Here is a 26,920-nt window from a genome sequence, read left to right on the forward strand (position 1 = left end):
CTCTCCCGGAGGGAGAGGGAGCTGATTGGTGGTGTTCTCGCTACCGCGTGCGGTCAGTCCCCTCTCCCTCTGGGAGAGGGCTAGGGTGAGGGGCTTTTAATGGCTGACATGTCAACTCTACTTCTGCAAGCCCTCGGCCCCTGGCGCAACGCCAAGGCCTGGCACGTCGCGCTCTCCGGCGGACTCGATTCCACCGTTCTGCTGCACCTTCTCGTTCAATTACGTAAAACCCACTCATTACCGCCTATCACCGCTGTCCATGTGCATCATGGCCTACAGGCGGCGGCCGATGCGTGGCCAGCCCATTGTCAGGCACTGTGTAGGGGGCTTGGAGTGCCCTTGCAGGTGATTGCCGTGCAGGTGCAGGCGGGCGCAAGCGTCGAGCGTGCAGCGCGGGATGCGCGCTATCAGGCGTTTGCGGCGATCAGCGGTGCCGGGGAGGTGCTGCTGCTCGGGCAGCATCGCGATGACCAGGCTGAAACCCTGTTGTTTCGCCTGTTGCGCGGGGCGGGGGTCAGCGGCCTGGCGGGCATGCCGCGCCAGCGTCGCCTGGGCGCAGGACACCTGTGCCGGCCTTTGCTGGACGTGTCCCGCGCCCAGCTTGAGTCATATGCCCGAACACAGGGTCTGAGCTGGATTGAGGACCCGTCTAACACCCAGACAGATTTTTCCCGCAATTTCCTGCGCCATGAAGTCCTCCCGATCCTCGCTCGGCGCTGGCCCCAGGCGGCTGCCAGCATGGCCCGCAGCGCAGCGCACTGTGCCGAGGCGCAGGGTTTGCTGGATGAACTGGCCCAGCAGGATTTGCACGCTGCGGGCTCTACCAGCGAGTTTGCCTGGCTTGGCTTGCCCTCCCTGGAACTGACCGCCATCGCCAGCCTGTCACCTGCCCGTCAGCGCAATGCCTTGCGTCACTGGCTGTCAGCCTTCACGTCATTGCCGGACACCGACCATTGGGCGGGGTGGGATGCCCTGCGGGATGCCCGCATCGATGCGCAGCCGGTGTGGAAGCTCGCAGACGGCGAGTTGCATCGTGCCGGTGGGCGTATTTGGTGGCTGGCCGGCGAATGGTTGCACCAACCGATCGCCCCCGTGTTGTGGCCCTGTCCTGATCAGGCCCTGGCGCTGCCGGGTAATGGTCGTGTGCATTTTGTCGGGGATATCCCGGATGGCCCTTTGCAAGTGAGCTATCGTCTAGGGGGCGAAGTGATGGCGCAGGCACAGCGCGGTCATCGTGATCTCAAGCGGCTGCTCAACGAGCGAGGTGTTCCGTTGTTTGCCCGTGGCAGATTGCCGCTTCTGTACCGCAATGAGCAGTTATTGGCCGTGGCAAACCTCCCTGGACTGGACTCCAGCCCCTGTGGGCACTGGAAATTGCAGTGGCTGCCAACTTCGAGCGATCAAGGTTTGAGCTGAAAGGGGGTTTCCGGTAGACTACGCTCCCTTCTTGATACAACTTCTGTGGATTCACCAGAATTGCAGATGTTGCCGATTACCAAGCAGTCTTTGCTGGGCGATTTTAAAAAAATGTGTGGCTTGCATCGAACCGGTGGTTTCCATCGGTCTGTTTCAACGCAGCAGTTTTTCGAAAGGTGCACTGTGACTAATGCTGGTGATTGGGGGCTTCGGCCTTCCTTCGCTTTCCCCGGCGGCTCTGACCGCTTTAACGCAGACTTCTAGGGTTTTTCATGACGCGCTACATCTTCGTCACGGGCGGTGTTGTTTCTTCATTGGGGAAAGGCATTGCCTCGGCTTCATTGGCAGCCATCCTGGAGGCGCGGGGACTTAAGGTCACCATGCTGAAGCTGGACCCCTACATCAACGTTGATCCGGGCACCATGAGCCCGTTCCAGCACGGTGAAGTGTTCGTCACGCACGACGGCGCCGAAACCGACCTGGACTTGGGCCATTACGAGCGGTTTATCCGCACGACCATGACCCAGAACAACAACTTCACCACGGGCCGCGTTTACGAACACGTCCTGCGCAAGGAGCGCCGTGGTGATTACCTGGGTGCAACCATTCAGGTAATTCCGCACATCACCGACGAAATCAAACGTCGGATCATCAAGGGCGCCGGCGATGCCGACGTAGCGATGGTTGAGATTGGCGGCACTGTGGGTGACATTGAGTCGCAACCGTTCCTCGAAGCTATCCGTCAGCTGCGCATCGAAGTGGGCGCCAAGCGCGCCATGCTGATGCACCTGACTCTGGTTCCGTACATTGCCACCGCTGGCGAAACGAAAACCAAACCTACACAGCACTCGGTTAAAGAGCTGCGTTCCATCGGCCTGCAGCCAGACGTACTGATCTGCCGCTCCGATCACCACGTTGATGTGTCTTCGCGTCGCAAGATCGCGCTGTTCACCAACGTTGAGGAACGTGCTGTCATTTCGCTGGAAGACGCCGACACCATCTACAAGATCCCGGGCATGCTGCACGCTCAGGGCCTGGATGATTTCGTCGTTGAGCGCTTTGGCCTGGAATGCAACAGCGCCGACCTGTCCGAGTGGGACAAGGTCGTCGACGCCAAGCTGAACCCGGAGCACGAAGTCACCATCGCGATGGTCGGCAAGTACATGGAACTGCTGGACGCGTACAAATCGCTGATCGAAGCGATGAGCCACGCCGGTATTTCCAACCGTACCAAGGTCAACCTGCGCTATATCGACTCCGAAGACATCGAAAACAAAGGCACCGAGCTGCTTGAAGGCTGTGATGCCATTCTGGTTCCGGGCGGCTTCGGTCTGCGCGGCGTCGAAGGCAAGATCACTGCCGTTCAATATGCACGCGAGAACAAGGTGCCATACCTGGGTATCTGCCTGGGCATGCAAGTAGCGGTTATCGAGTTCGCACGTAATGTGCTGGGCTGGAAAGACGCCAACTCCACCGAATTCGATCGCAGCAGCGGCCATCCGGTTGTCGGTCTGATCACCGAGTGGGAAGACGCCACCGGTGCAGTCGAAACCCGTACCGAAACTTCCGACCTGGGCGGCACCATGCGTCTGGGCGCGCAGGATTGCCAGCTGCAAGCCGGTTCCCTGGTTCACGATTGCTATGCCAAGGACGTGATTGTTGAACGTCATCGTCATCGCTATGAAGTGAACAATAACCTGCTGCCGCAACTGACCGAAGCAGGCCTGAAAGTGACCGGTCGTTCCGGTGACGGCGCGTTGGTCGAAGTGGTTGAAGCTCCGGACCATCCTTGGTTTGTCGCTTGCCAGTTCCACCCGGAGTTCACCTCCACGCCACGTGATGGCCATCCATTGTTCACCGGTTTCGTCAAAGCTGCACTGGCGCAACACGAGAAGAAGGCGTAATCAGAATGGCGCAAAAGATTATCCGTGTAGGCAATATCGAAATTGCCAACGACAAGCCAATGGTCTTGTTCGGTGGGATGAACGTGCTGGAAAGCCGTGATATGGCCATGCAGGTGTGCGAAGAGTACGTACGGGTCACCGAAAAGCTTGGTATTCCTTACGTGTTCAAGGCCAGTTTCGACAAGGCCAATCGTTCATCTGTCAGCTCTTACCGTGGCCCAGGCCTCGAAGAAGGCATGCGGATTTTTCAGGACATCAAGGCCGCCTTCGGTGTGCCGCTGATTACCGACGTCCACGAGCCTGCGCAAGCGGCCGTGGTCGCCGAGGTCTGCGACATCATCCAGTTGCCGGCTTTCCTGTCGCGTCAAACTGACCTGGTCGTGGCCATGGCCAAGACCGGCGCCGTGATCAACATCAAAAAAGCCCAGTTCCTTGCGCCTCAGGAAATGAAACACATCCTGAGCAAATGCGAAGAAGCGGGCAATGATCAGTTGATCCTCTGCGAACGTGGTTCCAGCTTTGGCTACAACAACCTTGTTGTCGACATGCTGGGCTTCGGCATCATGAAGCAGTTCGAATACCCGGTGTTTTTCGACGTGACCCATGCGCTGCAAATGCCTGGCGGTCGCTCGGACTCTGCCGGTGGTCGTCGTGCCCAGGTAACCGACCTGGCCAAGGCTGGTATCAGCCAGAGCCTGGCCGGTCTGTTCCTGGAAGCACACCCGGATCCTGACAACGCCAAGTGCGACGGCCCTTGTGCCTTGCGCCTGGACAAGCTGGAGCCATTCCTGGCCCAGCTGAAGTCGCTGGATGAGTTGGTTAAAAGTTTTCCGACAATAGAAACCGCGTAACCCTCGTTTCTCCGGTAAAGTACCGCACGATTTCTCGGGCCTCAGGGCCCGAGCCTTATCGCCCGCAAGGCTGCCCGCTATTTGACCCTTGCCGCCGATAACAATATTTCCCTCAGCTGCGTCGTTTTCGTCAACTTTGGAGTATTTACAACAATGGCAAAGATCGTCGACATCAAAGGTCGTGAAGTTCTCGACTCCCGTGGCAATCCCACTGTGGAAGCGGACGTGCTTCTCGACAACGGCATCATCGGCAGCGCTTGCGCGCCGTCCGGTGCTTCCACCGGTTCCCGTGAAGCGCTGGAACTGCGTGATGGCGACAAAAGCCGTTACCTGGGCAAAGGCGTGCTGAAAGCCGTTGCCAACATCAACGGCCCTATTCGTGATTTGCTGCTGGGTAAAGACCCGGTTGACCAAAAGGCGCTGGACCACGCGATGATCGCGCTGGACGGTACTGAGAACAAAGGCTCCCTGGGCGCCAACGCCATCCTGGCCGTGTCTTTGGCTGCTGCCAAAGCTGCTGCCCAGGACCAGGACCTGCCGCTGTACGCACACATCGCCAACCTGAACGGTACTCCGGGTGTTTACTCGATGCCGGTTCCGATGATGAACATCATCAACGGTGGCGAGCACGCCGATAACAACGTCGACATTCAAGAGTTCATGGTTCAGCCGGTTGGCGCCAAGACCTTTTCCGACGCGCTGCGCATGGGCACCGAAATCTTCCATCACCTCAAAGCAGTGCTCAAGGCCCGTGGCCTGAACACCGCAGTGGGCGACGAAGGCGGTTTCGCACCTAACCTGGCGTCCAACGAAGATGCTCTGAAAGTCATTTCCGAAGCCATCGCCAATGCCGGTTACACCCTGGGCACCGACGTGACCCTGGCGCTGGACTGCGCGGCCAGCGAATTCTACGAAGACGGCAAGTACAACCTGTCGGGCGAAGGCCAAGTGTTCAGCTCCGAAGGTTTTGCTGAATACCTCAAAGGTCTGACCCAGCGTTACCCGATCATCTCCATCGAAGACGGTCTGGACGAGTCTGACTGGGATGGCTGGAAAATCCTGACCGACAAAATCGGTGAGAAGGTGCAGCTGGTAGGCGACGACCTGTTCGTGACCAACACCAAGATCCTGAAAGAAGGCATCGACAAGAGCATCGCTAACTCGATCCTGATCAAGTTCAACCAGATCGGCACCCTGACCGAAACCCTGGAAGCCATCCAGATGGCCAAGGCTGCAGGTTACACGGCTGTGATCTCCCACCGCTCCGGCGAAACCGAAGATTCCACCATTGCCGACCTGGCCGTGGGTACCGCCGCTGGCCAGATCAAGACCGGCTCGCTGTGCCGTTCCGATCGCGTTTCCAAGTACAACCAATTGCTGCGTATCGAAGAGCAACTGGGTGCAAAAGCCAAGTACAACGGCCGTGGCGAGTTTCGCGGCTGAGTACTTAATGGTAAAAAGTCAGCAGGTAGTGTCGGAAAGCTCGCCAAGTCGGGTCTTTTGACACTAATCTGATGCTTCTGTATACAAGCCTGGTTCGTCCAGGCTTTGTATTATTCGTTGTTTACGTTTGTCGGCATGGCTGTCTTTTCACTGGATACCTGATATTCGATGCGCAGTCCCAATTGGTTGTTTCTAATCTTGCTCTTGCTGCTGGCAGGCCTGCAGTATCGCCTGTGGGTGGGTAATGGCAGTTTGGCGCAGGTTACTGACCTGACCCAGCAAATAGCCGATCAACGTGCTGAAAACGAAATCCTGCTTGAGCGCAACCGCGTGCTGGATGCGGAAGTGCTGGAGCTGAAAAAAGGCATGGAGACCGTTGAAGAACGTGCTCGCCATGAGTTGGGCATGATCAAAGAGGGTGAAACCCTCTATCAGTTGGCCCAATGAGTCATTTGTCACCGGCCTTCTGGGCCGTGATTCCTGCCGCGGGTGTAGGTGCCCGTATGGCCGCGGACCGTCCCAAACAATATTTGCAGTTGGGTGGACGCAGTATTCTGGAACACAGCATCAGCTGTTTCCTCGACCACCCGGGCCTGAAGGGGCTGGTGGTCAGTGTCGCTTTTGATGATCCTTTCTGGCCGTCCTTGCCTTGTGCTGCCGACCCTCGGGTTGTGCGGGTAGACGGCGGGCGTGAGCGCGCCGACTCGGTACTCAACGCGTTGTTGCACCTGCATGCGCAGGGCGCGGCAGATGACGATTGGGTGTTGGTGCATGATGCCGCGAGGCCCAACCTGTCTCGGGAAGACCTTAACAAGCTGCTGAGTGAATTGGCTGACGACCCTGTAGGTGGTTTGTTAGCCGTTCCAGCGCGGGACACGCTCAAACGGGTGGACAAGCAGGGGCGTGCGGTTGAAACCGTGGATCGCAGCTTGATCTGGCAGGCCTATACGCCGCAGATGTTCCGCTTGGGGGCGTTGCATCGTGCTTTGGCTGACAGTCTGGTGGCCGATGCAACCATCACCGATGAATCTTCAGCGATGGAGTGGGCAGGTCTGGCGCCGCGTTTGATCGAAGGGCGTTCGGACAACATCAAGGTCACCCGCCCCGAAGACCTTGAGTGGTTGCGTTTGCGTTGGGCCAAGCGCTGATCAGAACCTGCTGAGGTTCTTGTGGGAGCGGGCTTGCTCGCGATGGTATCAACTGAGTTTGCCTGACAGACCGAGTCGTCTGCATCGCGAGCAAGCCCGCTCCCACTGTTAAAAACTACTGCTCCCTCTCCTGGTATTCCTCCCGCCTGGCCAACCCCTCCTTCAAGTAATCAACCAGCTTTCTGACTTTGGGCGACAAGTGCCGCTGTTGCGGGTACAGCGCCCATACTGCGGTGTTGGGGGGCTGGTGGGTGTCGAGCAACGACACCAGCGTCCCGGTCTTCAAGTGCTCCAGCACGTAATAGTCCGGCAACTGACAAATCCCTACACCCTGTAACGCAGCATCCAGTACAGCCTGCCCACTGTTGCATCGCCAGTTCCCTTGCACCCGTTGCGAAAATTCGCGGCCGTCCTGCTGCAATTGCCATAGATCTGAACTGCCAATCAGACAATTGTGCCGGCTCAATTCCGACAGGCTATGGGGGCGCCCGTAACGTTCCAGGTAGGAGGGCGAGGCGCACATATACATGCGCCTGGGAGCCAGGCGCGTGGCTACCAGTCTTGAGTCCTGCAAGCGCCCCAGGCGGATCGCCAGATCCAGGCTTTCATGCACTAGGTCCAATGGCCGGTTGCTCAGTTCGATGTCCACCCGCAATTGCGGGTACAGCCCCATAAAGCGCGTAACCAGCGGCACGATAAAACGTTCGCCATAGGCCACGGCACAGGTCATGCGCAACATGCCCTTGGGTTCGCTGGCCAGATCACCGATGGCACGCAGTGCTTCTTCACGTCCGTCTTGCAGGCGCTGGCAGTGCTGCAAAAAAGTTTGACCGGCTTCGGTCAGCGTCACCTTGCGGGTACTGCGATAAAACAGGCGGGTCTGCAACCGCTCTTCAAGTCGCGCTACCTGGCGGCTGATATGGGATGAAGAGACGCCAAGACGTTCGGCCGCCGCTGTGAATTGGCCACATTCGGCCACAGCGACAAATTCGTCTATACCTTCCCAGCGGTTCTCATTCATGGTTGATTGTCCCTGCATGGCAATAATGTTTTGCTTTTGCCTGGATTATTAATCACCTGGCGCTGATTTACACTCTGCGTCTTGTTTTTACTTTGCTGGAGACGATCGATGATCAAGTCACGTGCCGCCGTTGCGTTCGAAGCCAAAAAGCCGCTGGAAATCGTGGAAGTAGACGTTGCCATGCCCAAGGCTGGCGAAGTGCTGCTGCGGGTTGTGGCCTCGGGTGTTTGCCATACCGATGCCTACACCTTGTCGGGCGCAGACCCGGAAGGCATCTTCCCGTCGATCCTGGGCCATGAAGGCGGTGCCATCGTTGAAGCCATCGGCGAAGGCGTGACCTCGGTTGCGGTCGGCGATCATGTCATCCCGCTGTACACCCCTGAATGTGGCAAGTGCAAATTCTGCCTGTCGGGCAAGACCAACCTGTGTCAGGCCATTCGTGCCACCCAGGGCAAGGGCTTGATGCCTGATGGCACTACGCGCTTCTCCTACAAAGGTCAGCCGATTTTCCACTACATGGGCACTTCGACCTTTTCCGAATACACCGTGCTCCCTGAGATTTCGGTCGCAAAAATTCAGAAGGACGCTCCTCTGGAGAAAGTGTGTCTGCTGGGTTGCGGCGTGACGACCGGGATCGGCGCGGTGCTGAACACGGCCAAGGTCAAGCCGGGCGACACCGTGGCCATCTTCGGTCTGGGCGGTATTGGCCTGTCTGCGGTAATCGGTGCGGTGAAAGCGAAGGCGGCGCGGATCATAGCCATTGATATCAACCCGGCCAAGTTTGAAATCGCCCGACAGCTGGGTGCTACTGATTGCGTGAACCCGAAAGACTTCGATCGCCCGATTCAGGAAGTGATAGTCGACATGACCGATGGCGGTGTCGATTTTTCCTTTGAGTGCATCGGCAATGTGCAGTTGATGCGTGCGGCACTGGAGTGCTGCCACAAGGGATGGGGCGAGTCGGTGATTATTGGCGTGGCAGGTGCGGGGCAGGAAATTTCCACCCGTCCGTTCCAGCTGGTGACCGGTCGCGTCTGGCGCGGTTCGGCATTTGGTGGCGTGCGCGGCCGCAGCGAATTGCCAAGCTATGTAGATATGGCACAAAGCGGCGAGATCCCGCTGGATACTTTCATCACCCACACCATGGGCCTGGAAGATATCAATAAGGCTTTTGACCTGATGCATGAAGGCAAAAGCATCCGCACTGTCATCCATTTCTAAATAACTGCGGCAAGTCGAATGCCATAAAATACCTGTGGGAGCGGGCTTGCTCCCACAGGGGGGTGTTTGTCTTGTGGTCTGGAGTTGCCCATGTCTCTTGAGAACATTTCCTGCCAGAAGAGCTTTGGCGGTTGGCACAAGCGTTACAAGCACCGGTCCGAAGTGCTGGGCTGCGACATGGTGTTTGCCGTGTACTTGCCGCCGCAGGCGGAGCAGGGCGCAAAGCTGCCTGTAGTGTATTGGCTGTCGGGTTTGACCTGTACCGACGAAAACTTCATGCACAAGGCCGGGGCTATGAAGATGGCTGCCGAATTGGGCCTTATCATCGTCGCACCGGACACCAGCCCCCGTGGCGAAGGCGTGCCCGATGACCCGCAGGGGGCGTGGGATTTCGGCCTGGGTGCAGGGTTCTATCTGAATGCCACTCAGCAGCCGTGGGCCCAGCACTATCAGATGCACGATTATGTGGTGCAGGAATTGCCGGCTCTGGTCGAAGCGCATTTCCCGGCTTCGCAAAAGCGTGGCATCAGCGGACACTCGATGGGTGGGCACGGGGCATTGGTTTGCGCGTTGCGTAATCCGGGGCGTTACCTGTCGGTGTCGGCGTTTGCGCCCATCAGCAATCCGACGGATTGCCCGTGGGGGCAAAAGGCATTCTCCCATTACCTGGGAGAAGAGCGGGCGCGCTGGCGTGAGTGGGATGCCAGTGTGCTGATTGGCGAGGCCAGTGAAAGGCTGCCGTTGCTGGTCGATCAGGGAGATCGCGATGACTTCCTGGCTGTTCAGCTCAAGCCTGAAGTGCTGCAACAGGCCGCCAGGCTAGCCGATTACCCGCTGACCTTGCGTTTGCAACCGGGCTACGACCATAGCTATTTCTTCATCGCCAGCTTTATTGACGACCACTTGCGTCACCACGCAAGCGCACTAAGTGCTTAATAGTAGGTAGAATCACGCCCTGACTTAATCGGGGCGTTTTTTTATGCGTATTGGCCACGGCTATGATGTGCACTGTTTCGCTGAAGGCGATTTCATTACGTTGGGCGGCGTGCGGATCTCCCATAAATTCGGGCTGTTGGCCCACTCTGATGGCGATGTGCTGTTGCACGCCCTGAGCGACGCCTTGCTGGGCGCTGCAGCGCTTGGCGATATCGGCAAGCATTTCCCGGACACCGATCCGACCTTCAAGGGCGCTGACAGTCGCGTTCTGTTGCGTCATGTCGTCGGTCTGATCCATGCCAAGGGCTGGAAAGTCGGCAATGTCGACAACACCATCATTGCCCAGGCACCAAAAATGGCGCCGCATATTGAAACGATGCGTGCGCTGATTGCCGCGGATCTAGAGGTTGATTTGGACCAGGTAAACGTAAAGGCCACGACCACCGAGAAGCTCGGCTTCGTTGGGCGTGAAGAAGGCATCGCAGTGCATTCCATTGCCTTGTTGGTTCGCTCATGAACGAGTTCGATCTGCTGGGCCCGCTCGCTTATGGCGAGGCATTGGGCACGGCTGTGCTCAAGGCCACGGCTGAAGATTTTCAAGTCGACGAAGTGCTTGATATACCGCTGTCCGGAGATGGTGAGCACCTGTGGTTGTGGGTCGAGAAGCGCGGCCTGAATACCGAGGAGGCGGCCCGGCGCCTTGCCAAGGCTGCAGGCGTGCCACTGCGCACCGTCAGCTATGCAGGCCTCAAGGACCGCCAGGCATTGACCCGCCAGTGGTTCAGCGTGCAACTGCCGGGCAAGGCAGACCCTGATCTGTCGGGCGCCGAAAACGACACGCTGAAGATTCTCAAGATCTCGCGACACAAGCGCAAATTGCAGCGTGGAGCCCATGCGGCCAATGGTTTCACCTTGCGCCTGACGCAACTGAACGCCGACAAGGACGCGCTGGAGCAACGCCTGCAACTGATCGCCAAGCAGGGTGTACCGAACTATTTCGGTAGCCAGCGCTTTGGCTGGCAGGGCGGCAATCTGGGTGAAGCCCGTGATTATGCGGCGCGCAAGGCCTTGCCTGAGCAGCGCAACGTTCGTTCGCGGCTGCTGTCCACCGCGCGCAGCTATCTGTTCAATCAGGTGCTGGCCGCACGGGTGGCCGATGGCAGCTGGCAACGGGCGCAGGTTGGCGATTTACTGGCTTTTACCGACAGCCGCAGCTTTTTCCCGGCGGGCGAGGCTGAATGCAGCGACCCGCGCCTGGCCATTCTCGATCTGCACCCCACCGGCCCGCAGTGGGGCGAGGGCGAATCCCCGACCACTGGCGCCACCCACGCGCTGGAGCAGTCAATTGCAGAGCGTGAAGCCGACTTGCGTGACTGGCTGGTACGCGCCGGCATGAGCCATGAGCGACGTATCCTGCGACTGCCCATTGGCCGGTTGACGTGGCATTATCCTCAGCCTGACATTCTGCAACTGGAATTTGTTCTGCCGCCAGGATGCTTCGCCACTGTTCTGGTGCGCGAGCTTGTTGATCTGGTGACGTTGGATCAAGCGGACACCTTATGCGAATTCTGATTTCAAACGATGACGGGGTAACAGCTCCGGGCCTGGCCGCGCTTTATGGTGCGCTGGCCGACTACGCCGAGTGCGTGGTAGTTGCCCCCGAGCAGGACAAAAGTGGCGCCAGCAGTTCGCTGACGCTGGACCGTCCCCTGCATCCTCATACCCTGGCCAATGGCTTTATCAGCATCAACGGTACACCTACCGATTGCGTGCATCTGGCTATTCACGGCTTGCTCGAGCAGCAGCCGGACATGGTGGTGTCGGGCATCAACCTGGGTGCCAACCTGGGTGATGACGTGTTGTACTCGGGCACTGTGGCGGCGGCACTCGAGGGCCGCTTCCTGGATCGTCCTTCTTTTGCCTTTTCGTTGGTCTCCCGCCAGGTGGACAACCTGCCGACGGCGGCGTTTTTTGCCCGCAAGCTGCTTGAAGCCCACGCATCGCTGAATTTGCCGCCGCGTACGGTCCTCAATGTGAACATTCCCAACCTGCCGTTGGCGAAGATTCGTGGCATTCAACTCACCCGTCTCGGCCATCGTGCCCGTGCTGCTGCACCGGTACGGGTGGTCGATCCGCGCGGCAAGGCAGGTTACTGGATTGCTGCGGCAGGCGATGTCGAAGACGGTGGCCCGGGCACGGACTTCCATGCCGTGATGCAGGGTTATGTATCGATCACGCCGCTGCAACTGGATCGCACCTTTGGTGATGGTTTCAACAGCCTCAATGACTGGCTGGAGGGCATGGGCTGATGGCGCGCGAGCAGGATGGCATGATGCACCGCGGCATTGGCATGACCTCTGAGCGCACCCGTGAGCGGCTGATTCAGCGCCTGCGTGAAGAGGGCATCGTTAACCAGAACGTGCTCGAGGTCATTCGCCGCACGCCACGTCATCTGTTTGTGGATGAAGCCCTGGCGCACAGGGCGTACGAAGATACGGCGCTGCCGATCGGCAATAACCAGACCATCTCCCAGCCTTACATGGTGGCGCGCATGAGCGAGCTGTTGCTTGAGGACGGGCCGCTGGACAAGGTCATGGAGATCGGCACCGGTTCGGGGTACCAGACCGCCGTGCTGTCGCAGCTGGTCGAGCGGATTTTTTCGGTCGAGCGCATCAAGGTGCTGCAGGACCGGGCCAAGGAGCGATTGCTTGAGCTCAACCTGCGCAATGTGGTGTTCCGCTGGGGCGATGGGTGGGAGGGCTGGCCTGCGCTGGCGCCTTACAACGGCATTATCGTCACCGCTGTAGCCACTGATGTGCCGCAGGCACTGCTCGACCAACTGGCCCCTGGCGGGCGCCTGGTGATCCCGGTGGGTGCCGGCGAGATGCAGCAGTTGATGTTGATCGTGCGCGAAGAGCACGGTTTCGCCCGGCGGGTGATCGGTAATGTACGCTTTGTGCCGCTGCTCAACGGGCCGCTGGCCTGAGTCTTTGTTCGTATCGGGTGAATTTTGGGGCAGGGTACGGGTCATAAAGCCCATCACCCGGGCTCTGCCCGGTATGTGTGTATGTTTTATACGCTGTGTTTATCAATCGGCTTTACAGTCTGTAAAAGCCCTATAGCCAGTTATACTTGCTGCAAACCATGGCCAGTACTGGCGTTTTACTATTTAGCCATCTTCAAAGGGAGCGGCGGGTGAGTCTCACAGTCATTGCGCAGCGTAAGAGCAGCAAAAGCTTTCAGAGACTGGTGGTCGGTCTATTTCTGAGTACCACACTGGCTTTGTTGGCAGCGTGCTCCAGCACCCCCAAAAATGGCGTGAATGTCGTTGACCGTAACGGCGTGGCCCAGCGCCCGGCCGTGACCACCGGGCAATACGCGGTGCGTCGCGGCGACACTTTGTTCTCGATTGCCTTTCGTTATGGGTGGGACTGGAAGGCCCTGGCTGCACGCAACAATATTGCCGCCCCGTTCACCATCGTCCCGGGCCAGGTCATCCGCTTTGACGGGCGCTCAGGCACCCAGCCTGCAGGCGGCTCGACCACCACCGTTGTGTCATCCTCTTCGGGCAGCAAAACCACGGTTATCAAGCGTTCCGCCACGGCTGCAAGTGCCCCCGCAGCGGTTGCCCCGATGCCGGCAGGCCCCGCTCCCAAGGGGTGGGGATGGCCCTCAAATGGCATTTTGATCGGAAAATTCTCTTCAAACGGTAGTTTGAATAAAGGTATTGATATCGCCGGCGATTTGGGACAGCCTGTTTTAGCTGCGTCTGATGGTTCGGTTGTATACGCTGGCAGTGGATTGAGGGGCTACGGCGAACTGATCATCATCAAACACAGTGATACCTACGTCAGTGCCTACGGTCACAACCGCAGGCTTTTGGTTCGGGAGGGGCAGCAGGTCAAGGTCGGACAGACAATTGCCGAAATGGGGTCAACTGGTACAGACCGGGTGAAACTTCACTTTGAGATTCGCCGCCAAGGTAAACCTGTAGATCCATTGCAATTCCTTCCTCGCCGTTGATCGGTTACCAGCCTGTTCCTGATGTGGATAAGGAACAGGCTCCAGCGTTGCCAGGGATTAAGGCGAGGCTTGAGCTTGAGGTCGAACTCAACAAAGGACTATTGCAATGGCTCTCAACAAAGAAGCGCCGGGGTTTGACATCGACGATGAGGTGCTCCTTATGGACTCCAGCATCGATAGCGACTTGATGTCAGAAGAAGACGATTCGCCCCCTACAGCTAGAACCAAGTCCAAAAAAGCAGCTGCTACAAAACAGCACAAGTACATTGACTACACGCGGGCCCTTGATGCGACCCAGTTGTACCTCAATGAAATCGGCTTTTCCCCGTTACTCTCTCCGGCAGAAGAAGTCCATTTTGCGCGTTTGTCGCAAAGCGGCGACCCGGCCGGGCGCAAGCGAATGATAGAAAGCAACCTGCGGCTGGTGGTGAAAATTGCCCGACGTTACGTCAACCGTGGTTTGTCATTGCTTGACCTGATCGAAGAAGGCAACCTGGGCCTGATCCGGGCTGTCGAGAAATTCGATCCCGAACGAGGGTTTCGCTTCTCGACCTACGCCACCTGGTGGATCCGCCAAACGATTGAACGGGCGATCATGAACCAGACCCGCACCATCCGTTTGCCGATCCACGTTGTAAAAGAGCTGAACGTCTACCTGCGAGCCGCGCGCGAACTCACGCAAAAGCTCGATCACGAACCCTCTCCTGAAGAAATCGCCAATCTGCTCGAAAAACCGGTCGCCGAGGTCAAGCGCATGCTTGGGCTTAATGAACGCGTGTCTTCGGTAGACGTGTCTTTGGGGCCGGACTCTGACAAAACCCTGCTTGATACCCTGACGGATGACAGGCCCACAGACCCTTGTGAGCTGCTTCAGGACGATGACTTGTCGCAAAGTATCGATCAGTGGTTGTCCGAGCTCACAGACAAGCAGCGTGAAGTGGTGATTCGCCGTTTCGGGCTGCGTGGCCATGAGAGCAGCACTCTTGAGGATGTAGGGCTGGAAATTGGCCTGACCCGTGAGCGTGTGCGCCAGATCCAGGTTGAAGGGCTCAAGCGCTTGCGAGAAATTCTTGAACGCAACGGCCTGTCGAGCGAGTCGCTGTTCCAGTAATCCGCGAACGGCTGACAAAAAACCCCGAACTAATCGGGGTTTTTTGTGGGTGTTTGTTTTGAGTGATGCCCGGTAGTGCGAATTTGACAACAATATGGACCTTGTTGTTATACAAACTTGAACTAATTGTTTATTTAATCGGCTTTGAAATGGAATGTCACGGACGAGATAGGTTATTGCCTGTGGCTTGCTGTAAGCATTTACTTACTTTTTACGTAAGCCAAGGGCTTGGCAATAAAGGGCAAACGCCTTTGTGTAACAGTGCTTAACTCATAAGTCATTGAAATATAATGCATTTATATTTTTAGTTGGGCAGTTTGTGTAATAAATACTCATAACATCCGCGCTTGCAGCAATCCTATAAAACTCTAGTATTTGAACTGTATCGACGGATCGATACGGCGCTCAAGGAAGAACGCAGACGGACATCGCGGGAAGCGATTCATCAGGATGATGAGAAGGAACAAAAGGGACTAGGGAAAAAATGTGGGCGGGTCAAACCGCCCCTTTTTTTGCCCGCAAAAAAGGTCCGGGCGGTGATGTTTAAACGGTTATAGCAAAACGCCCAAGGCCATTGGTCTCGGGCGTTTTGCGTGGTGCAGTCACCTGGCCGTGCCAGGCTCAGTACTTAGAGTACTGGATAGTCGATATAGCCCACTGCGCCATTGACGTAGAAGGTTTCCGGGTGCGCCTCATTCAGCGGCGCATCGGCCTTCAAGCGTGCGGGCAGATCAGGGTTGGCGATAAACGGCACGCCGAATGCGACGGCATCGGCCTTGCCTGCTGCCAGCCAGGCATTGGCACTGTCTTTGGTGAAGCTCTCATTGACGATGTACGGGCCACCGAAGGCTTGCTTGAGTTGCGGGCCCAGGCTGTCGGCAGCTTCATGCTCGCGCGCACAGATGTAGGCAATACCGCGCTTGCCCAGTTCGCGGGCGACATAACCAAAGGTTTCGGCCAGGTTTTCATCGCCCATGTCGTGCAGGTCGGCCCGTGGCGACAAATGCACGCCAACCCGGCCGGCACCCCAGACTTCAATGGCGGCGTCGGTAACTTCCAGCAACAGGCGCGCACGGTTCTCTATGCTGCCGCCGTACTGGTCGGTACGTTTGTTGGTGCTGCTTTGCAGGAACTGGTCGAGCAGGTAGCCATTTGCACCATGGATCTCGACGCCATCAAAACCGGCAGCCTTGGCGTTTTCTGCGCCTGTGCGGTAAGCCTCGACAATATCGGCGATCTCGGCAGTTTCCAGCGCGCGAGGCGTCGGGAAATCAACCTTCGGGCGCACCAGGCTAACATGGCCTTTGGCCGCAATGGCGCTGGGTGCAACCGGCGTTTCACCGTTCAGGTACATCGGATGCGAGATGCGGCCTACATGCCACAACTGCAGCGCAATCCGGCCACCGGCAGCGTGGACGGCCCGGGTGATATTGGTCCAGCCGCGTACCTGGTCGTCGGCCCAGATGCCCGGAGTGTCAGGGTAGCCGACGCCCATAGGCGTGACCGATGTGGCCTCGCTCAGGATCAGGCCGGCAGAGGCGCGTTGAACGTAGTATTCAGCCATCAGGGCATTAGGTACCCGACCTTCGCTGGCGCGGCAGCGGGTCAGCGGAGCCATGATGATGCGGTTGGGCAGTTCGAGGTCGCCCAACTTGATCGGATCGAAAATCGTCGTCATTTATGCAGCCCTCTCAAGGATCAGTTAGTAGCAGTAGCCAGTTCGGAATTGCCGCCCTGGCGGAAAGTGATCAGCGTCACCAGCAGTGCCAGTATTGCCAGTGCGGCAGCGGCCAGTGGAACGCTGGTGAGGCCGAAGCCGTGGGCGATGACACTGCCGCCAACCCAGGCGCCGAGTGCATTGCCGACGTTGAATGCGCCGATATTCAGGGTTGAAACCAGGTTCGGGGCAGCCTTGCCGAAGGTCACGACATTGATTTGCAGCGCCGGTACGGCAGCGAATGAAGCCGCAGCCCACAAAAACAGGGTGATTTCAGTCGGGATCACCGCGACGCTGGTCCAGGTCAGTACGGTGGACATCACCGCCATCGCGATAAACACACCGATCAGCGTTGCGGCCAGGCGTTTGTCCGCCAGCTTGCCACCGATGATATTGCCCACCGTCAGGCCAAGGCCGATCAGCAGCAGAGTCCAGGTCACGCCGCTTGGCGAAACGCCGGTGACATCACCGAGCAGGGGCGCGACATAAGTGAACAGGGTGAACATCGACGCGGAAAACAGCGCAGTCATGCTCAGCGACAGCCAGATGCCTGCGCCTTTGAGCGCGGCCAGTTCGGCACGCATGTCGAGTTTTTCCTCGTCACGCTTGGCTGGCAGAAAGCGGATCAGGCCGATCAATGCCACGACACCGATCACGGTGACGGCAAAAAACGTCGAGCGCCATCCTGCTGCCTGGCCCAGAGCAGTGCCCAGGGGAACGCCGAGCACGTTGGCCAGGGTCAGGCCGGTAAACATCAGGGCCACGGCAGACGCGCGCTTGTTGGCAGGTACCAGGCCTGCGGCCACGACCGAACCAATACCGAAGAACGCGCCGTGGCACAGGGCAGTGACAACACGGGCAAACATCAGCACGTTGTAATCACTGGCCAGGGCACAGAGCAGGTTGCCGATGATGAATATCACCATCAACGCTACCAGGGCGGCCTTGCGCGGCAACCTGGCCGTGGCCAGCGCCATAAACGGCGCACCGATGGCCACGCCCAGCGCGTAGCCGGTTACCAGCCAGCCGGCACCGGGAATGGATACACCAAGGTCGGTTGCGACATCAGGCAGCAAGCCCATGATCACAAACTCGGTGGTCCCGATGGCGAAAGCGCTGAGCGCCAGAATGAGTAGCGAGAGGGGCATGGAAGTCCTTTTAAAGCTCTTGGCTGATTTTTTCGAGGAAGACCTTGATGGTTTCCTCATTACGTTTGAAAAAGTGCCACTGACCGTGTTTTTGGCTGGTAATCAGGCCCGCTCGCTGCAGCGTTGCGAGATGGGCAGAAACCGTGGACTGCGACAGGCCGCAGAGCTGATCAAACTGCCCGGCACACACACCATGTTCGGTGGAGTGGACCTGGTCAGGGAACGAGGCATCAGGGTTTTTCAGAGCGTTGAGAATTTCTCGGCGTACTGGGTGTGCCAGGGCTTTTATTATTTCGTCGAGGTCGATCGTCATGGTTGCAGTGCTCATTGGGTACAACGTTATATCGCGATGAGGCGAACTTTAAATCGTTATATCGCGATATACAAATATGATTTCGATCTTAGATCAGCTCAAATCGATATATCGGGTTATAACGATATTGGTGTGGCAGTGCTAAACTGCGCCCATGAATTATCTCGCACATCTGCACCTTGGCGGTCAGCGCCCGGAAGAAATGCTGGGCAGTCTTTATGGCGATTTTGTCAAAGGGCGGCTGCATGGCCAATACAGCGCGGACATTGAACACGGTATAGCGCTGCACCGCAGCATTGATGTCTTTACTGACAACCACCCCCTGGTTGATCAGTCGTTGTCGCGATTTGCCCATACTCGCCGGCGGTATGCGGGCATTGTGCTGGACGTGTTTTTTGACCATTGCCTGGCGCGGGACTGGGGGCAGTATGCTGAAGGGCCGCTGGAGCGTTTTACCTCGGATTTTTACCGGGTGCTGGTGGCCGAACAACAGCTGCCACGGCGGCTTGCCACGATTGCGCCGCACATGGCGGCCCATGACTGGTTGGGTTCGTATCGGGATTTTGCCGTGCTGGAGCAGGTGTTCAATGGTATAGCCCGGCGCTTGTCGCGCCCCGAGGAACTGGCCGGGGCGATGCAGGACTTGAAGGCGTTGTATGAACCTCTGAGCGAGGATTTTCGGGCGTTTTATCCGCAGTTGCAGGTATTTGCGGCGGGTTGTTACCGGAAGGGATGTCCGTAGCCGCTGACGCGGGGCGAAGTCGTCGCAAAATCAGGCAATGGGTTGTGTCAGTTACACCAGGTTCTCAGGGTTTACGGCTGTTTGATCTTGTTTGACTGGTGTGTTGAGTACATATCCGGCATTCGTGCCTAACTGGGATATTGGTTTCGCTCTTACAGCGAGTCACTTTTTCCAGACGCCGAAAAAGTAACCAAAAAGGCTTGCCCCGGCGTACGGCCTTCGCTGCGCTCAGGTTCCCTCGCTCCGGTCCTGCTCCGTGGGCCCGCCGCCACGGGCCATCCATGGCCCATCGCGGCTCTCCCGGCATCCATGCCGGTCGACCCACTCCACAGAACCTCCTCTCGGCCTCCCGAAGGGGCGGGCAGATCAAAAGCACTGCGTCCCGAGGCGGCCGACCGGCCGGCCTGTTCGGTTCGCGTGTACTGCGCAATCTCTGTAGATACTCTGTTGCAGGTCAAGCCCTATTTGTGGGAGCGAGCCTGCTCGCGAACGACCTTCGCGAGCAGGCTCGCTCCCACAGTTGCAGTGTTCCTCGGCAGCGGCTACAGAAACTACAAGCTCACGTTTTTTCGGGATTTTTCTCACAGGTTTGCCAATTGCTGGGGCGAGGGGACGACGCTTATAGTCGGTGTTCGCCGATAAGGCGGCCGGGTTTGGCGACCTGCTTAACATTTAGTTAGCATGCGATTGTTCTATATGGCAGAGCGTGTATTTTGCTCGCGTTGCTCTATGGCAGCTGTGCGTGGGAGATCTTCGGGTCTGCCGGGTTTTCCTAAATGTTACCGGTTCGCCAACCCGCGTACAGCAGCCACCTGCTTTTGTTTGGCGACGAAAACGGTCGGCTCAAATTCGACATTTAGGAGTTTGATTAATGACCGACTCATCGTTTGTCCCGCTTACCGCCATCGACTGCACCATCCCCGCTTTATTGATCGACCGTCACGCGCCCCTTGACGTACTTCACGCCAACGCCGCTGCTCGCGTACTGGCCGTCACGCAACTGATGGAATCGTTTTCCAGTCGGGAAGTGCAAGAGGCTGACTCTGTAGATCTTAGGCATATGGCTACTGTTTCGGCGCAATTGCTGCGTGATGGGTGTGATTTGCTGGATGTGCTGGGCTGGCGGTTGAGGCCTGCTTGATAGCGTTTTATAACTGATGCATTGAGTGCATAACCAATATTCGCTTTAAAAATCGCAGCCTTGTTCCTTCGGCAGTGACTACAGAGATTTTGCAGCACACACTTACGCCAAACAGGCCGGCCGGTCGGCCGCCTCGGCGTAGTGCTTTTGATCTGCCTGCCCTCCCGGGAGGCCGAGAGGAGGTTCTGAGGAGTGGGTCGACCGGCATGGATGCCGGGAGAGCCGCGATGGGCCATGGATGGCCCGTGGCGGCGGGCCCACGGAGCAGAGCCGGAGCGAGGGAACCTGAGCGCAGCGAAGGCCGTACGATGGGGCGAGGACTTTTTGGTTCCTTTTTGGTCCTTCAAAAAGGGACTCGCCGTAAGGGCGAAACCAATATTTCAGTTAGACGCACATGCCGGATATGTACGCGGTGGGCCAGTTAATGTGCAACGTACCTTTACTGTTGCAACGCGACTTTATCGTCGCACCGTGTCGCCTGCATCGCGAGCAAGCCCGCTCCCACAACATCCCCTTACATGGCTCCCGGCTCAAATCATCGCCCCCACTCTCTCCGGCAGCGGATCTGTTTGCGTCACCGGTGCTGACACCACCCGCCGGATCGCTTCCTGCGCTCTGAACGCCAGCACGGCCCGCTCTTGTGCCTGGCTGGCAATGGGCTCCAGCAGATGAATCTCAACGTCGCTCTGCTCATGGCTAAACAGTCGCAGCAGATGTGAGAGCAAATCGTCATTGCCAATAAACGGCGCTATCGCATCGACCTCGCCATTGCGCAAATAGCGGATGGCTACAGGTTGCAGTGGTACCCGGCTGTCAATGGCCGCCGACAGCAACCGCCCATGAAAGGTACGCACCGAGCACCCATCCGTGGTGGTGCCTTCGGGAAACATCAGCAGGGGTAGCGGCTGTTGCAGGTGACGGGTCATTTGCTCACGAATCACCTGGCTGTCTCCCGCACCACGGCGGATAAACAAACTGCCTGCCTTGGCCGCCAACCACCCGGCCACCGGCCAGCCACGCACCTCGGCTTTGGACAGAAATGACAGCGGGGTCAGTTGCCCCAGCAATGCAATATCGGTCCAGGACACGTGATTGCTCACCCACAGCATCGGCGTTGCCGGGATTTCCCCGACCACGGTGACGCGAAAGGGCAGGGCGCTGCTCAGGCGTGTCATAAAAAACTGCGACCAGCGCTGGCGGCGATCCATTGTGCTGTTCAGGCCCAGGCGTTCAAGCAGCCCGAACATGCCCGCCATGCCCAGCCCCAGACTGACCACCCCGAGCACCCGTGCCACCCGGGCATACCGGCGCAAGCGGCGCATCACACGGCCGCCTTGAAGTGACGCGCATAGCGCGGGCACAGTTCATCACGCTTGAGCAGGATGAAGACGTCGGCCACCTGAAAGTCTTCATCCCAGCAGGGCTCGCCGCAAATCCTCGCGCCCAGGCGCATATAGGCCTTGAGCAGCGGCGGCATTTCCGTGATGACGTTGCTGGGCACTTCCTGCGCCGGCAGCGGATTTTTCGGCTCGGCGCGTAGATGCTCCGTACACAAGTAACGCTCGCGCAGACGCTGCATGATCGCCTGGGCCTGAATGCCACCATCCTGCATCGGGATGCTGGCGCAGCCCATCAGGTAGCGATAATTGCCCTGGTTAAGGACTTCGGCCAGTTCACCCCACAGCACGGCGATGGTGCCACCATTGCGGTAGGCCGGGTCGACGCAGGTGCGCCCGATTTCAAGCAGCGGCCCCTGCAGGTTGGCCAACCCGTGAAGGTTGAACTCTTCTTCGCTGTAAAAATGGCCGATACGTTGTGCCGCGCTGTGATCCAGCAGGCGGGTGGTGGCAACCAACTGGCCGCTATTGAGATCGCGTACCCCGATATGTTCGCAATAAGCGTCATAGCCGTCCTCGTCCAGCCCGTGTTCGGCGCTTTTGAGTTTGGCCTTCAACTCGTCGCTGAACACACGAAAACGCAGGGTCTGAGCCTCGCGCAATGCCGCGGGGCCGAGCAAACGCTCAGCCTGCAAGCGACGTTCTGGAGCGGTGTCGCGGATACGGGCGATCTGGGACATTGCGAATCTCCGTGCAGGCACTGTGCCCGCTCTGGGTATCTGCCAATCGACTGAGGTGTGCAACTTCAGGCTAAGCAGGTGCAATGTCACCACTGTGACGTTTGGATGATGCTTGTGTGACAGGGGGGCGGGAGGAACTGTCGGTAGCGCCTGGCGTCTCAAGAGGGTGAAAAAAGTCCTGCCAAAACCGCTCGCCGGGTTTAATGTTCACCCACGTTTATTGGTTGATGAGTTTTTATGCTTAAAGCGCTGTTATCTTCTGCCTGTGCCTTGTTGCTGACCCTGGGTGTGAGCCTGTCTGCCCAGGCCAACTGGTACCTGGACGGTGAGTCGTCACGGCTGTCATTTATCACCACGCAAAATGCCAATATCGCCGATGTGCACCGCTTTCTGGTCCTGCATGGCAAGGTTGACCGCAAAGGCCTGGCGCAATTGCGTATTGAGATGGACTCGGTCAACAGCTCAGTGCCACTGCGTGATGAGCGCATGCGTGACGTGTTGTTTGATTTCAAGCACTTCCCGGAAGCGCAGATCAGCGCGCAGATCGACCTGCAACCGATCAATGACCTGGCCTCCGGTGCGCAACTGGAATTGCGCTTGCCGGTAACGGTCAGCTTGCGCGGCAAACAGCACACCTATCAAGCCGAGCTATTGGCCACCCGTCTGGATGAACGACGCTTTCAGGTCGTGACCCTGGAGCCGCTGATGCTGCAAGCCGAAGATTTTGGCCTGCAACCGGAGCTTGAAACCTTGCGCAAACTGGCCGGGCTTTCGGCCATCAGCTTTTCAGTACCGGTGAATGCGGTGCTGATTTTCACGGCCCGTTAAGATGGCCGGCGCAGTGTTTGGCTGGCGCAGTGACAATAGTTTTGAGTTGCTGATCGACGGGCCGCAGTTTTTCCCGCGCATGCTGGCCGTCATTGAACAGGCTCAGGAGCAGATCGATCTGGAGTTGTATCTGGTTGAGGCCGGTGACTGTGCCGAAACCATCGTCCAAGCCCTGGAACAGGCGGCCTGGCGCGAGGTGCGGGTGCGTTGCCTGTTTGACGCCTACGGAAGTCTGGGATTGGGCCCGGCGTTGCGCCGCAGGCTGATCGAAGCCGGGGTTGAGCTGCGGCATTACAACCCGCTGAGCTGGCGCCGTGGCCTCAACAATCTGTATCGCGATCATCGCAAGCTGTTGTTGGTGGATCAGCAATTGGCTGTGGTGGGTGGCACCGGCGTCACCGATGAGTTCTGGCGCCCCACTGAAAACAGCTGCGACTGGCATGAGGTGATGGTGCAGATGCAAGGTCCGCTGGTGCTGGACTGGCAGATGCTGTTTGATCGCCAGTGGCGGGCCAATATCAGCCGCAAGGCCTGGAAACCGGCGACCCACTTCGGCCTGGCGCGCTTGCCCGGTGTGCCCGACGAGGCTGAGGGTATGGGGCGCGTGGCCTACGCCGATGCCCATCAACATCGCGATATCCTGCAATCGCTGGTGCGCGCGATCAACAGCGCCAAGCAGCGCATCTGGCTGGCCACGCCTTACTTTCTGCCGACCTGGAGCGTGCGCCGTTCATTGCGCCGGGCAGCAGCGCGGGGTGTCGATGTGCGGCTGCTGCTCACCGGGCCGCGCACAGACCACCCTTCGGTGCGCTACGCCGGGCACCGTTATTACCCGCGGCTGCTCAAGACCGGAGTGCAGATACTGGAATATCAGCCCTGTTTTCTGCATTTGAAAATGGTCCTGATCGACGATTGGGTCAGCGTTGGCTCATGCAATTTTGACCACTGGAACCTGCGTTTCAACCTTGAAGCCAACCTTGAGGCGCTGGATCCGGCGCTTACCCAGGCGGTGGCGGCCAGCTTTATCGCCGACTTCGCCCAAAGTCAGCCCGTCAGCCTGCAAGACTGGCAATCACGCCCCCTCTGGCGACGGGTGAAGCAGCGCATCTGGGGCTGGGTTGACCGGCTGGTGGTGAATATTTTGGGGCGGCGCCACTGAATTTCGCCCTGCACGCGGTTACTTAAGCGTTGATAACGTGCAAAATCGAGCCACTTCACGGCAGCGGACGAACGTGAGGCATGATTATCTGGAGCGTTTTGCATGACACCTTCGTTGTTATTGGCCGTTCTGGCCTCAGGCTTTATCTATGGGATCACGCCGGGCCCGGGCGTGCTGGCTGTTTTCGGCATTGGCGCTGCCCGTGGGCGACGTGCCGGCGCCGGTTTTCTGTGCGGGCATTTGCTCGGCGATGTGATCTGGTGCAGCACGGCGTTGATTGCCATCGTCGGCGCACGTGAATTTGGCAGCACTGCCTTCAACGTGCTGGGCTTGATCAGCGGCTTGTACCTTTTCTGGCTGGGCCTGCGTGCCGTTCGCGCCCAGGGCAGCAGCAGTGCTCAACAAGGCCCGGCGCGACAGCCGTTTGCCCACGGGATTTTCTTCGGATTGACCAACCCCAAAGCGTATCCGGTGGCAGTGGCGACATTCACTGCGCTGTTGTCCAGCCGCGCAGAGTTACTGACCTGGGCCATGTTGCCCTGGTTGATTGCGTTGAGCTTTGTGGGTGGGGCGCTGGCCTACATGATTCTGGTGGGTGTTGTTGGCGCCGGCCATGTCAGGGCGCTCTATCAGCGCCATGAGTTACTGATTACCCGGCTGTGCGGGGTGATGTTTATCGGCTTTGCCATCAGTGCGCTGATGCATGCGCTGCCCGGATTGTTGCAAGCGATCGTTTGAAATAACGGGCAGGGGGGATGCAGTGTGGACAATGTCATCGGGGATGAAAAAGGGTGGGGTAGGGCTTGGATGGCAATGCAGTTGCAGGATTTTGCTGTGTAGCGAAGCTTTCAAGTAGATTGAAAGCTAGGAAGAAGTGGAGCGGGTGGCGGGAATCGAACCCGCGTGATCAGCTTGGGAAGCTGGAGTAATACCATTATACGACACCCGCTCAGAGCGGCTGACTTTGTACCAGAAGATGGCAGCGATGAGAAGTTTTATTCTTGAAATGTGTTGTTTTAGCAGCTTTTTCGTTCTGCTGATTGCCTCGAGCACCCTCACAACGACAGTGAGGGTGGGTGAGGTCGGGTTGGCTTTAAAAACTCGAGCAGGGCGTTTTTACTGCTGTGGCTGGCGCTCCTGTTTTCCATATCGAGAAAATGCCCGGTGTTTTCCAGGCTGATGAACCGGCTGTTGGCAATCGGCTGGGCAAAGTGCCGGGCGTCGCTGGCCACGGTGTATTCGTCCCATTGGCCATTGATAAACAGCACCGGTATATCGATACCCTGCGTGGCACTGAGAAAGCCTTGCTGATCGTTGTTCAGGACCTGGTCTATATGAAAGTGCATTTGCGCGTATTCATGCTCGGCCAGGCTGCTGACGTGCCTGAAGTTGAAACGCTTGAACAATGGCGGCAAATGCTTGCCCAGTGTGTCGTTGACCAGATTGCCCACCTGAGTGCGGTTGCAAGCTGCCAGGCAATGACGGCCACGCTCCAGGTAATCGCGCATGGCGTCGTTGATCAGCGGCGAAAACGAACTGATCACGGCCTTTTCGATGCGTCGCGGCACACACGCCAGGGCGGTAAGTGCCGCTGTCCCGCCCCATGAAAATGACAGCAGGTAGTTCGCGTCAAAATGCTCTATCAGCTCCAGCAAAATTTGAGCTTCTATTTCCCTCGTCAGCATCTTCTGATGAGGGTTATGAGGTCTGGAGTTGCCCGCGTAGGGCTGGTCATAGAGAACAACGTTTAAATGCGGGTGGAGGTTTTTCAGGGTCTGGCCAAAGGACGCAGTGGTGGCCATCGAACCATTCACCAGGATGATGGTGTTTAGCGCCGTATCGCAACGATAAAGCTCGGTATGGATACGGTATTGGCCTTGAATGTCGAGCACGGCAATTTCGGGCTTCATCATGGCGTCAGACTCCAGTGAATCGAGCGTCGGTCTGACTCATGGTGCTCTGTGATTGTTACAGAAAGGGGTGGGCCTCGTTGCCGGCTAATTTGCTGGAGTGGGTTGGAATTGCACCACTTCCTGCTCGCTCAGCGCCCGGTACTCGCCGGGGGCCAGCAGGCTGTCGAGCACCAAGGGGCCGATGCTTTCGCGGTGCAGGCGCACGACCTTGTTGTTGAAGAAGCCAAACATGCGTTTGACCTGATGATAACGGCCCTCAACGATGCTCAGGCGCGCACTGCAAGGGCCAAGCAGTTCCAGCCCGGCGGGCTGCGTGGTCAGGTCTTCAAAAGCGAAATAGACGCCCTCACGAAATTTGCTGATATACGCGTTGGTAATTTCCTGCTCGGTCTCGACGTAATACACCTTGGGCATCTTGGTCTCGGGCTGAGTGACATGACGCGACCATTGGCCGTCATTGGTAATCAGCATCAACCCGCTGGTGTTGAAGTCCAGCCGACCTGCGATATGCAGGTCGTGTTTGTCCGGCTCATCCAGCAAGTCGATCACCGTAGGATGTTCCGCATCCTGGGTGGCGCTTACACATCCGGGTGGCTTGTGCAGCATGAAGTAACGCGCCGGTTTGCCTGCCTGCAAGATTTGCCCGTCGAACTCAACCTGGCTGAATGCCCGGATTTCGTGACGTGGATCGCAGATAACCTGCCCATCAACCTGGATGCGCTTCTCTATCAGGAGCAAGCGTACTTGCTGGCGGTTGAACTGGGGGCGGTTGCTCAGAAAACGGTCTAAACGCATAGCGATCAATCAC

The 26,920-nt window shown here is 57.9% G+C and carries 27 protein-coding genes and 1 tRNA gene; 19 read left to right on the top strand and 9 right to left on the bottom strand.

The window, feature by feature from the left end; translation table 11 throughout:
• Positions 1 to 99: 99 nt before the first annotated feature.
• The 6 genes from tilS to ispD all read left to right on the top strand — a co-directional run bounded on the left by tilS (position 100) and on the right by ispD (position 6,762).
• Positions 100 to 1,416: a tRNA lysidine(34) synthetase TilS gene (gene tilS / locus EQV96_RS07900; protein WP_240881700.1), complete on the top strand. Its 1,317-nt coding sequence runs from the start codon at positions 100 to 102 to the stop codon at positions 1,414 to 1,416.
• 272 nt (positions 1,417 to 1,688) lie between these two features.
• Positions 1,689 to 3,320, top strand: a complete 1,632-nt coding sequence (locus EQV96_RS07905) for a CTP synthase (RefSeq protein ID WP_029611550.1) — start codon at positions 1,689 to 1,691, stop codon at positions 3,318 to 3,320.
• 5 nt (positions 3,321 to 3,325) lie between these two features.
• A complete protein-coding gene (gene kdsA, locus EQV96_RS07910; RefSeq protein WP_016781998.1) occupies positions 3,326 to 4,171 on the top strand; it encodes a 3-deoxy-8-phosphooctulonate synthase in 846 nt (281 codons plus the stop codon).
• A gap of 153 nt (positions 4,172 to 4,324) precedes the next feature.
• Positions 4,325 to 5,614: a phosphopyruvate hydratase gene (gene eno, locus EQV96_RS07915; protein ID WP_095001321.1), complete on the top strand. Its 1,290-nt coding sequence runs from the start codon at positions 4,325 to 4,327 to the stop codon at positions 5,612 to 5,614.
• A 168-nt stretch (positions 5,615 to 5,782) separates the two neighbouring features.
• Positions 5,783 to 6,061 (top strand): cell division protein FtsB, encoded by a 279-nt coding sequence (gene ftsB, locus EQV96_RS07920; RefSeq protein WP_016782000.1) that lies wholly within the window; start codon positions 5,783 to 5,785, stop codon positions 6,059 to 6,061.
• Entirely contained in the window at positions 6,058 to 6,762 is a 705-nt protein-coding gene (gene ispD / locus EQV96_RS07925; protein WP_095001322.1) for a 2-C-methyl-D-erythritol 4-phosphate cytidylyltransferase, read from the top strand. Before ftsB ends, ispD begins: the two co-directional genes overlap by 4 nt.
• 115 nt (positions 6,763 to 6,877) lie before the next feature.
• Here ispD and EQV96_RS07930 read toward each other — a convergent pair whose 3' ends face one another.
• Positions 6,878 to 7,783 carry a LysR substrate-binding domain-containing protein gene (locus EQV96_RS07930; protein WP_095001323.1) on the bottom strand — a complete coding sequence of 302 codons (906 nt, stop codon included), beginning with the start codon at positions 7,781 to 7,783 and terminating at the stop codon, positions 6,878 to 6,880.
• Positions 7,784 to 7,891: 108 nt separating this feature from the next.
• Here EQV96_RS07930 and EQV96_RS07935 point away from each other — a divergent pair, with 108 nt between their 5' ends.
• From EQV96_RS07935 to rpoS, 8 genes are all read left to right on the top strand, one after another.
• On the top strand, positions 7,892 to 9,004 hold the full coding sequence (locus EQV96_RS07935) for an S-(hydroxymethyl)glutathione dehydrogenase/class III alcohol dehydrogenase (RefSeq protein ID WP_016782003.1): 1,113 nt from the start codon (positions 7,892 to 7,894) through the stop codon (positions 9,002 to 9,004).
• Positions 9,005 to 9,088: 84 nt separating this feature from the next.
• On the top strand, positions 9,089 to 9,940 hold the full coding sequence (gene fghA, locus EQV96_RS07940; protein WP_176464271.1) for an S-formylglutathione hydrolase: 852 nt from the start codon (positions 9,089 to 9,091) through the stop codon (positions 9,938 to 9,940).
• Between the two features lie 43 nt (positions 9,941 to 9,983).
• Positions 9,984 to 10,457, top strand: a complete 474-nt coding sequence (gene ispF / locus EQV96_RS07945) for a 2-C-methyl-D-erythritol 2,4-cyclodiphosphate synthase (protein WP_095001325.1) — start codon at positions 9,984 to 9,986, stop codon at positions 10,455 to 10,457.
• Positions 10,454 to 11,512: a tRNA pseudouridine(13) synthase TruD gene (gene truD, locus EQV96_RS07950; RefSeq protein WP_240881705.1), complete on the top strand. Its 1,059-nt coding sequence runs from the start codon at positions 10,454 to 10,456 to the stop codon at positions 11,510 to 11,512. Before ispF ends, truD begins: the two co-directional genes overlap by 4 nt.
• Positions 11,500 to 12,249, top strand: coding sequence for a 5'/3'-nucleotidase SurE (surE, locus tag EQV96_RS07955; protein WP_095001327.1), 750 nt, complete (start codon positions 11,500 to 11,502; stop codon positions 12,247 to 12,249). Before truD ends, surE begins: the two co-directional genes overlap by 13 nt.
• Positions 12,250 to 12,290: 41 nt before the next feature.
• Positions 12,291 to 12,926: a protein-L-isoaspartate(D-aspartate) O-methyltransferase gene (locus tag EQV96_RS07960; RefSeq protein ID WP_169916772.1), complete on the top strand. Its 636-nt coding sequence runs from the start codon at positions 12,291 to 12,293 to the stop codon at positions 12,924 to 12,926.
• A 209-nt stretch (positions 12,927 to 13,135) separates the two neighbouring features.
• On the top strand, positions 13,136 to 13,963 hold the full coding sequence (locus EQV96_RS07965) for a peptidoglycan DD-metalloendopeptidase family protein (RefSeq protein ID WP_095001329.1): 828 nt from the start codon (positions 13,136 to 13,138) through the stop codon (positions 13,961 to 13,963).
• A gap of 106 nt (positions 13,964 to 14,069) precedes the next feature.
• Entirely contained in the window at positions 14,070 to 15,074 is a 1,005-nt protein-coding gene (rpoS, locus tag EQV96_RS07970; RefSeq protein WP_095001330.1) for an RNA polymerase sigma factor RpoS, read from the top strand.
• Positions 15,075 to 15,702: 628 nt separating this feature from the next.
• Here the strand turns inward: rpoS and EQV96_RS07975 are convergent.
• Genes EQV96_RS07975 through EQV96_RS07985 form a run of 3 tightly spaced genes read right to left on the bottom strand, consistent with a single transcriptional unit; the run spans position 15,703 to position 18,252 of the window.
• A complete protein-coding gene (locus EQV96_RS07975) occupies positions 15,703 to 16,752 on the bottom strand; it encodes an alkene reductase (RefSeq protein ID WP_095001331.1) in 1,050 nt (349 codons plus the stop codon).
• A 20-nt stretch (positions 16,753 to 16,772) separates the two neighbouring features.
• Positions 16,773 to 17,939 carry an MFS transporter gene (locus EQV96_RS07980; RefSeq protein WP_095001332.1) on the bottom strand — a complete coding sequence of 389 codons (1,167 nt, stop codon included), beginning with the start codon at positions 17,937 to 17,939 and terminating at the stop codon, positions 16,773 to 16,775.
• A gap of 10 nt (positions 17,940 to 17,949) precedes the next feature.
• Positions 17,950 to 18,252: a helix-turn-helix transcriptional regulator gene (locus EQV96_RS07985; protein ID WP_095001333.1), complete on the bottom strand. Its 303-nt coding sequence runs from the start codon at positions 18,250 to 18,252 to the stop codon at positions 17,950 to 17,952.
• A gap of 154 nt (positions 18,253 to 18,406) precedes the next feature.
• On the opposite strand from EQV96_RS07985, the gene EQV96_RS07990 reads away from it, so the two are divergent.
• Entirely contained in the window at positions 18,407 to 18,994 is a 588-nt protein-coding gene (locus EQV96_RS07990) for an ACP phosphodiesterase (protein WP_095020574.1), read from the top strand.
• An 871-nt stretch (positions 18,995 to 19,865) separates the two neighbouring features.
• Positions 19,866 to 20,135: a short-chain dehydrogenase gene (locus EQV96_RS07995; RefSeq protein ID WP_095031499.1), complete on the top strand. Its 270-nt coding sequence runs from the start codon at positions 19,866 to 19,868 to the stop codon at positions 20,133 to 20,135.
• Between the two features lie 530 nt (positions 20,136 to 20,665).
• On the opposite strand, the gene EQV96_RS08000 is transcribed toward EQV96_RS07995, so the two are convergent.
• Positions 20,666 to 21,457, bottom strand: a complete 792-nt coding sequence (locus EQV96_RS08000) for a lysophospholipid acyltransferase family protein (RefSeq protein WP_095026058.1) — start codon at positions 21,455 to 21,457, stop codon at positions 20,666 to 20,668.
• Positions 21,457 to 22,212 (bottom strand): L-ornithine N(alpha)-acyltransferase, encoded by a 756-nt coding sequence (gene olsB, locus EQV96_RS08005; protein WP_240881707.1) that lies wholly within the window; start codon positions 22,210 to 22,212, stop codon positions 21,457 to 21,459. Before olsB ends, EQV96_RS08000 begins: the two co-directional genes overlap by 1 nt.
• A gap of 237 nt (positions 22,213 to 22,449) precedes the next feature.
• Between olsB and EQV96_RS08010 the strand changes: the two genes are divergently transcribed.
• The 3 genes from EQV96_RS08010 to EQV96_RS08020 all read left to right on the top strand — a co-directional run bounded on the left by EQV96_RS08010 (position 22,450) and on the right by EQV96_RS08020 (position 24,937).
• Complete coding sequence (locus tag EQV96_RS08010) at positions 22,450 to 23,040, top strand: YceI family protein (RefSeq protein ID WP_095001339.1); 591 nt, start codon at positions 22,450 to 22,452, stop codon at positions 23,038 to 23,040.
• 1 nt (position 23,041) lies between these two features.
• Positions 23,042 to 24,199: a phosphatidylserine/phosphatidylglycerophosphate/cardiolipin synthase family protein gene (locus tag EQV96_RS08015; protein ID WP_240881709.1), complete on the top strand. Its 1,158-nt coding sequence runs from the start codon at positions 23,042 to 23,044 to the stop codon at positions 24,197 to 24,199.
• 102 nt (positions 24,200 to 24,301) lie between these two features.
• The gene (locus tag EQV96_RS08020; RefSeq protein ID WP_095001341.1) at positions 24,302 to 24,937 is read left to right on the top strand and encodes a LysE family transporter; all 636 of its coding nucleotides are present in this window, start codon (positions 24,302 to 24,304) and stop codon (positions 24,935 to 24,937) included.
• A 137-nt stretch (positions 24,938 to 25,074) separates the two neighbouring features.
• Here the strand turns inward: EQV96_RS08020 and EQV96_RS08025 are convergent.
• The 3 genes from EQV96_RS08025 to EQV96_RS08035 form a co-directional block, all read right to left on the bottom strand.
• Positions 25,075 to 25,148: transfer RNA gene (locus EQV96_RS08025), tRNA-Gly, on the bottom strand.
• Between the two features lie 106 nt (positions 25,149 to 25,254).
• Positions 25,255 to 26,109, bottom strand: coding sequence for an alpha/beta hydrolase (locus EQV96_RS08030; protein WP_176465209.1), 855 nt, complete (start codon positions 26,107 to 26,109; stop codon positions 25,255 to 25,257).
• A gap of 87 nt (positions 26,110 to 26,196) precedes the next feature.
• A complete protein-coding gene (locus EQV96_RS08035) occupies positions 26,197 to 26,907 on the bottom strand; it encodes a pseudouridine synthase (RefSeq protein WP_095019718.1) in 711 nt (236 codons plus the stop codon).
• Between the last annotated feature and the right edge of the window lie 13 nt (positions 26,908 to 26,920).

The sequence above is a fragment of the Pseudomonas sp. TMW22080 genome (assembly GCF_022496745.1).
Lineage (GTDB): Bacteria > Pseudomonadota > Gammaproteobacteria > Pseudomonadales > Pseudomonadaceae > Aquipseudomonas > Aquipseudomonas bubulae.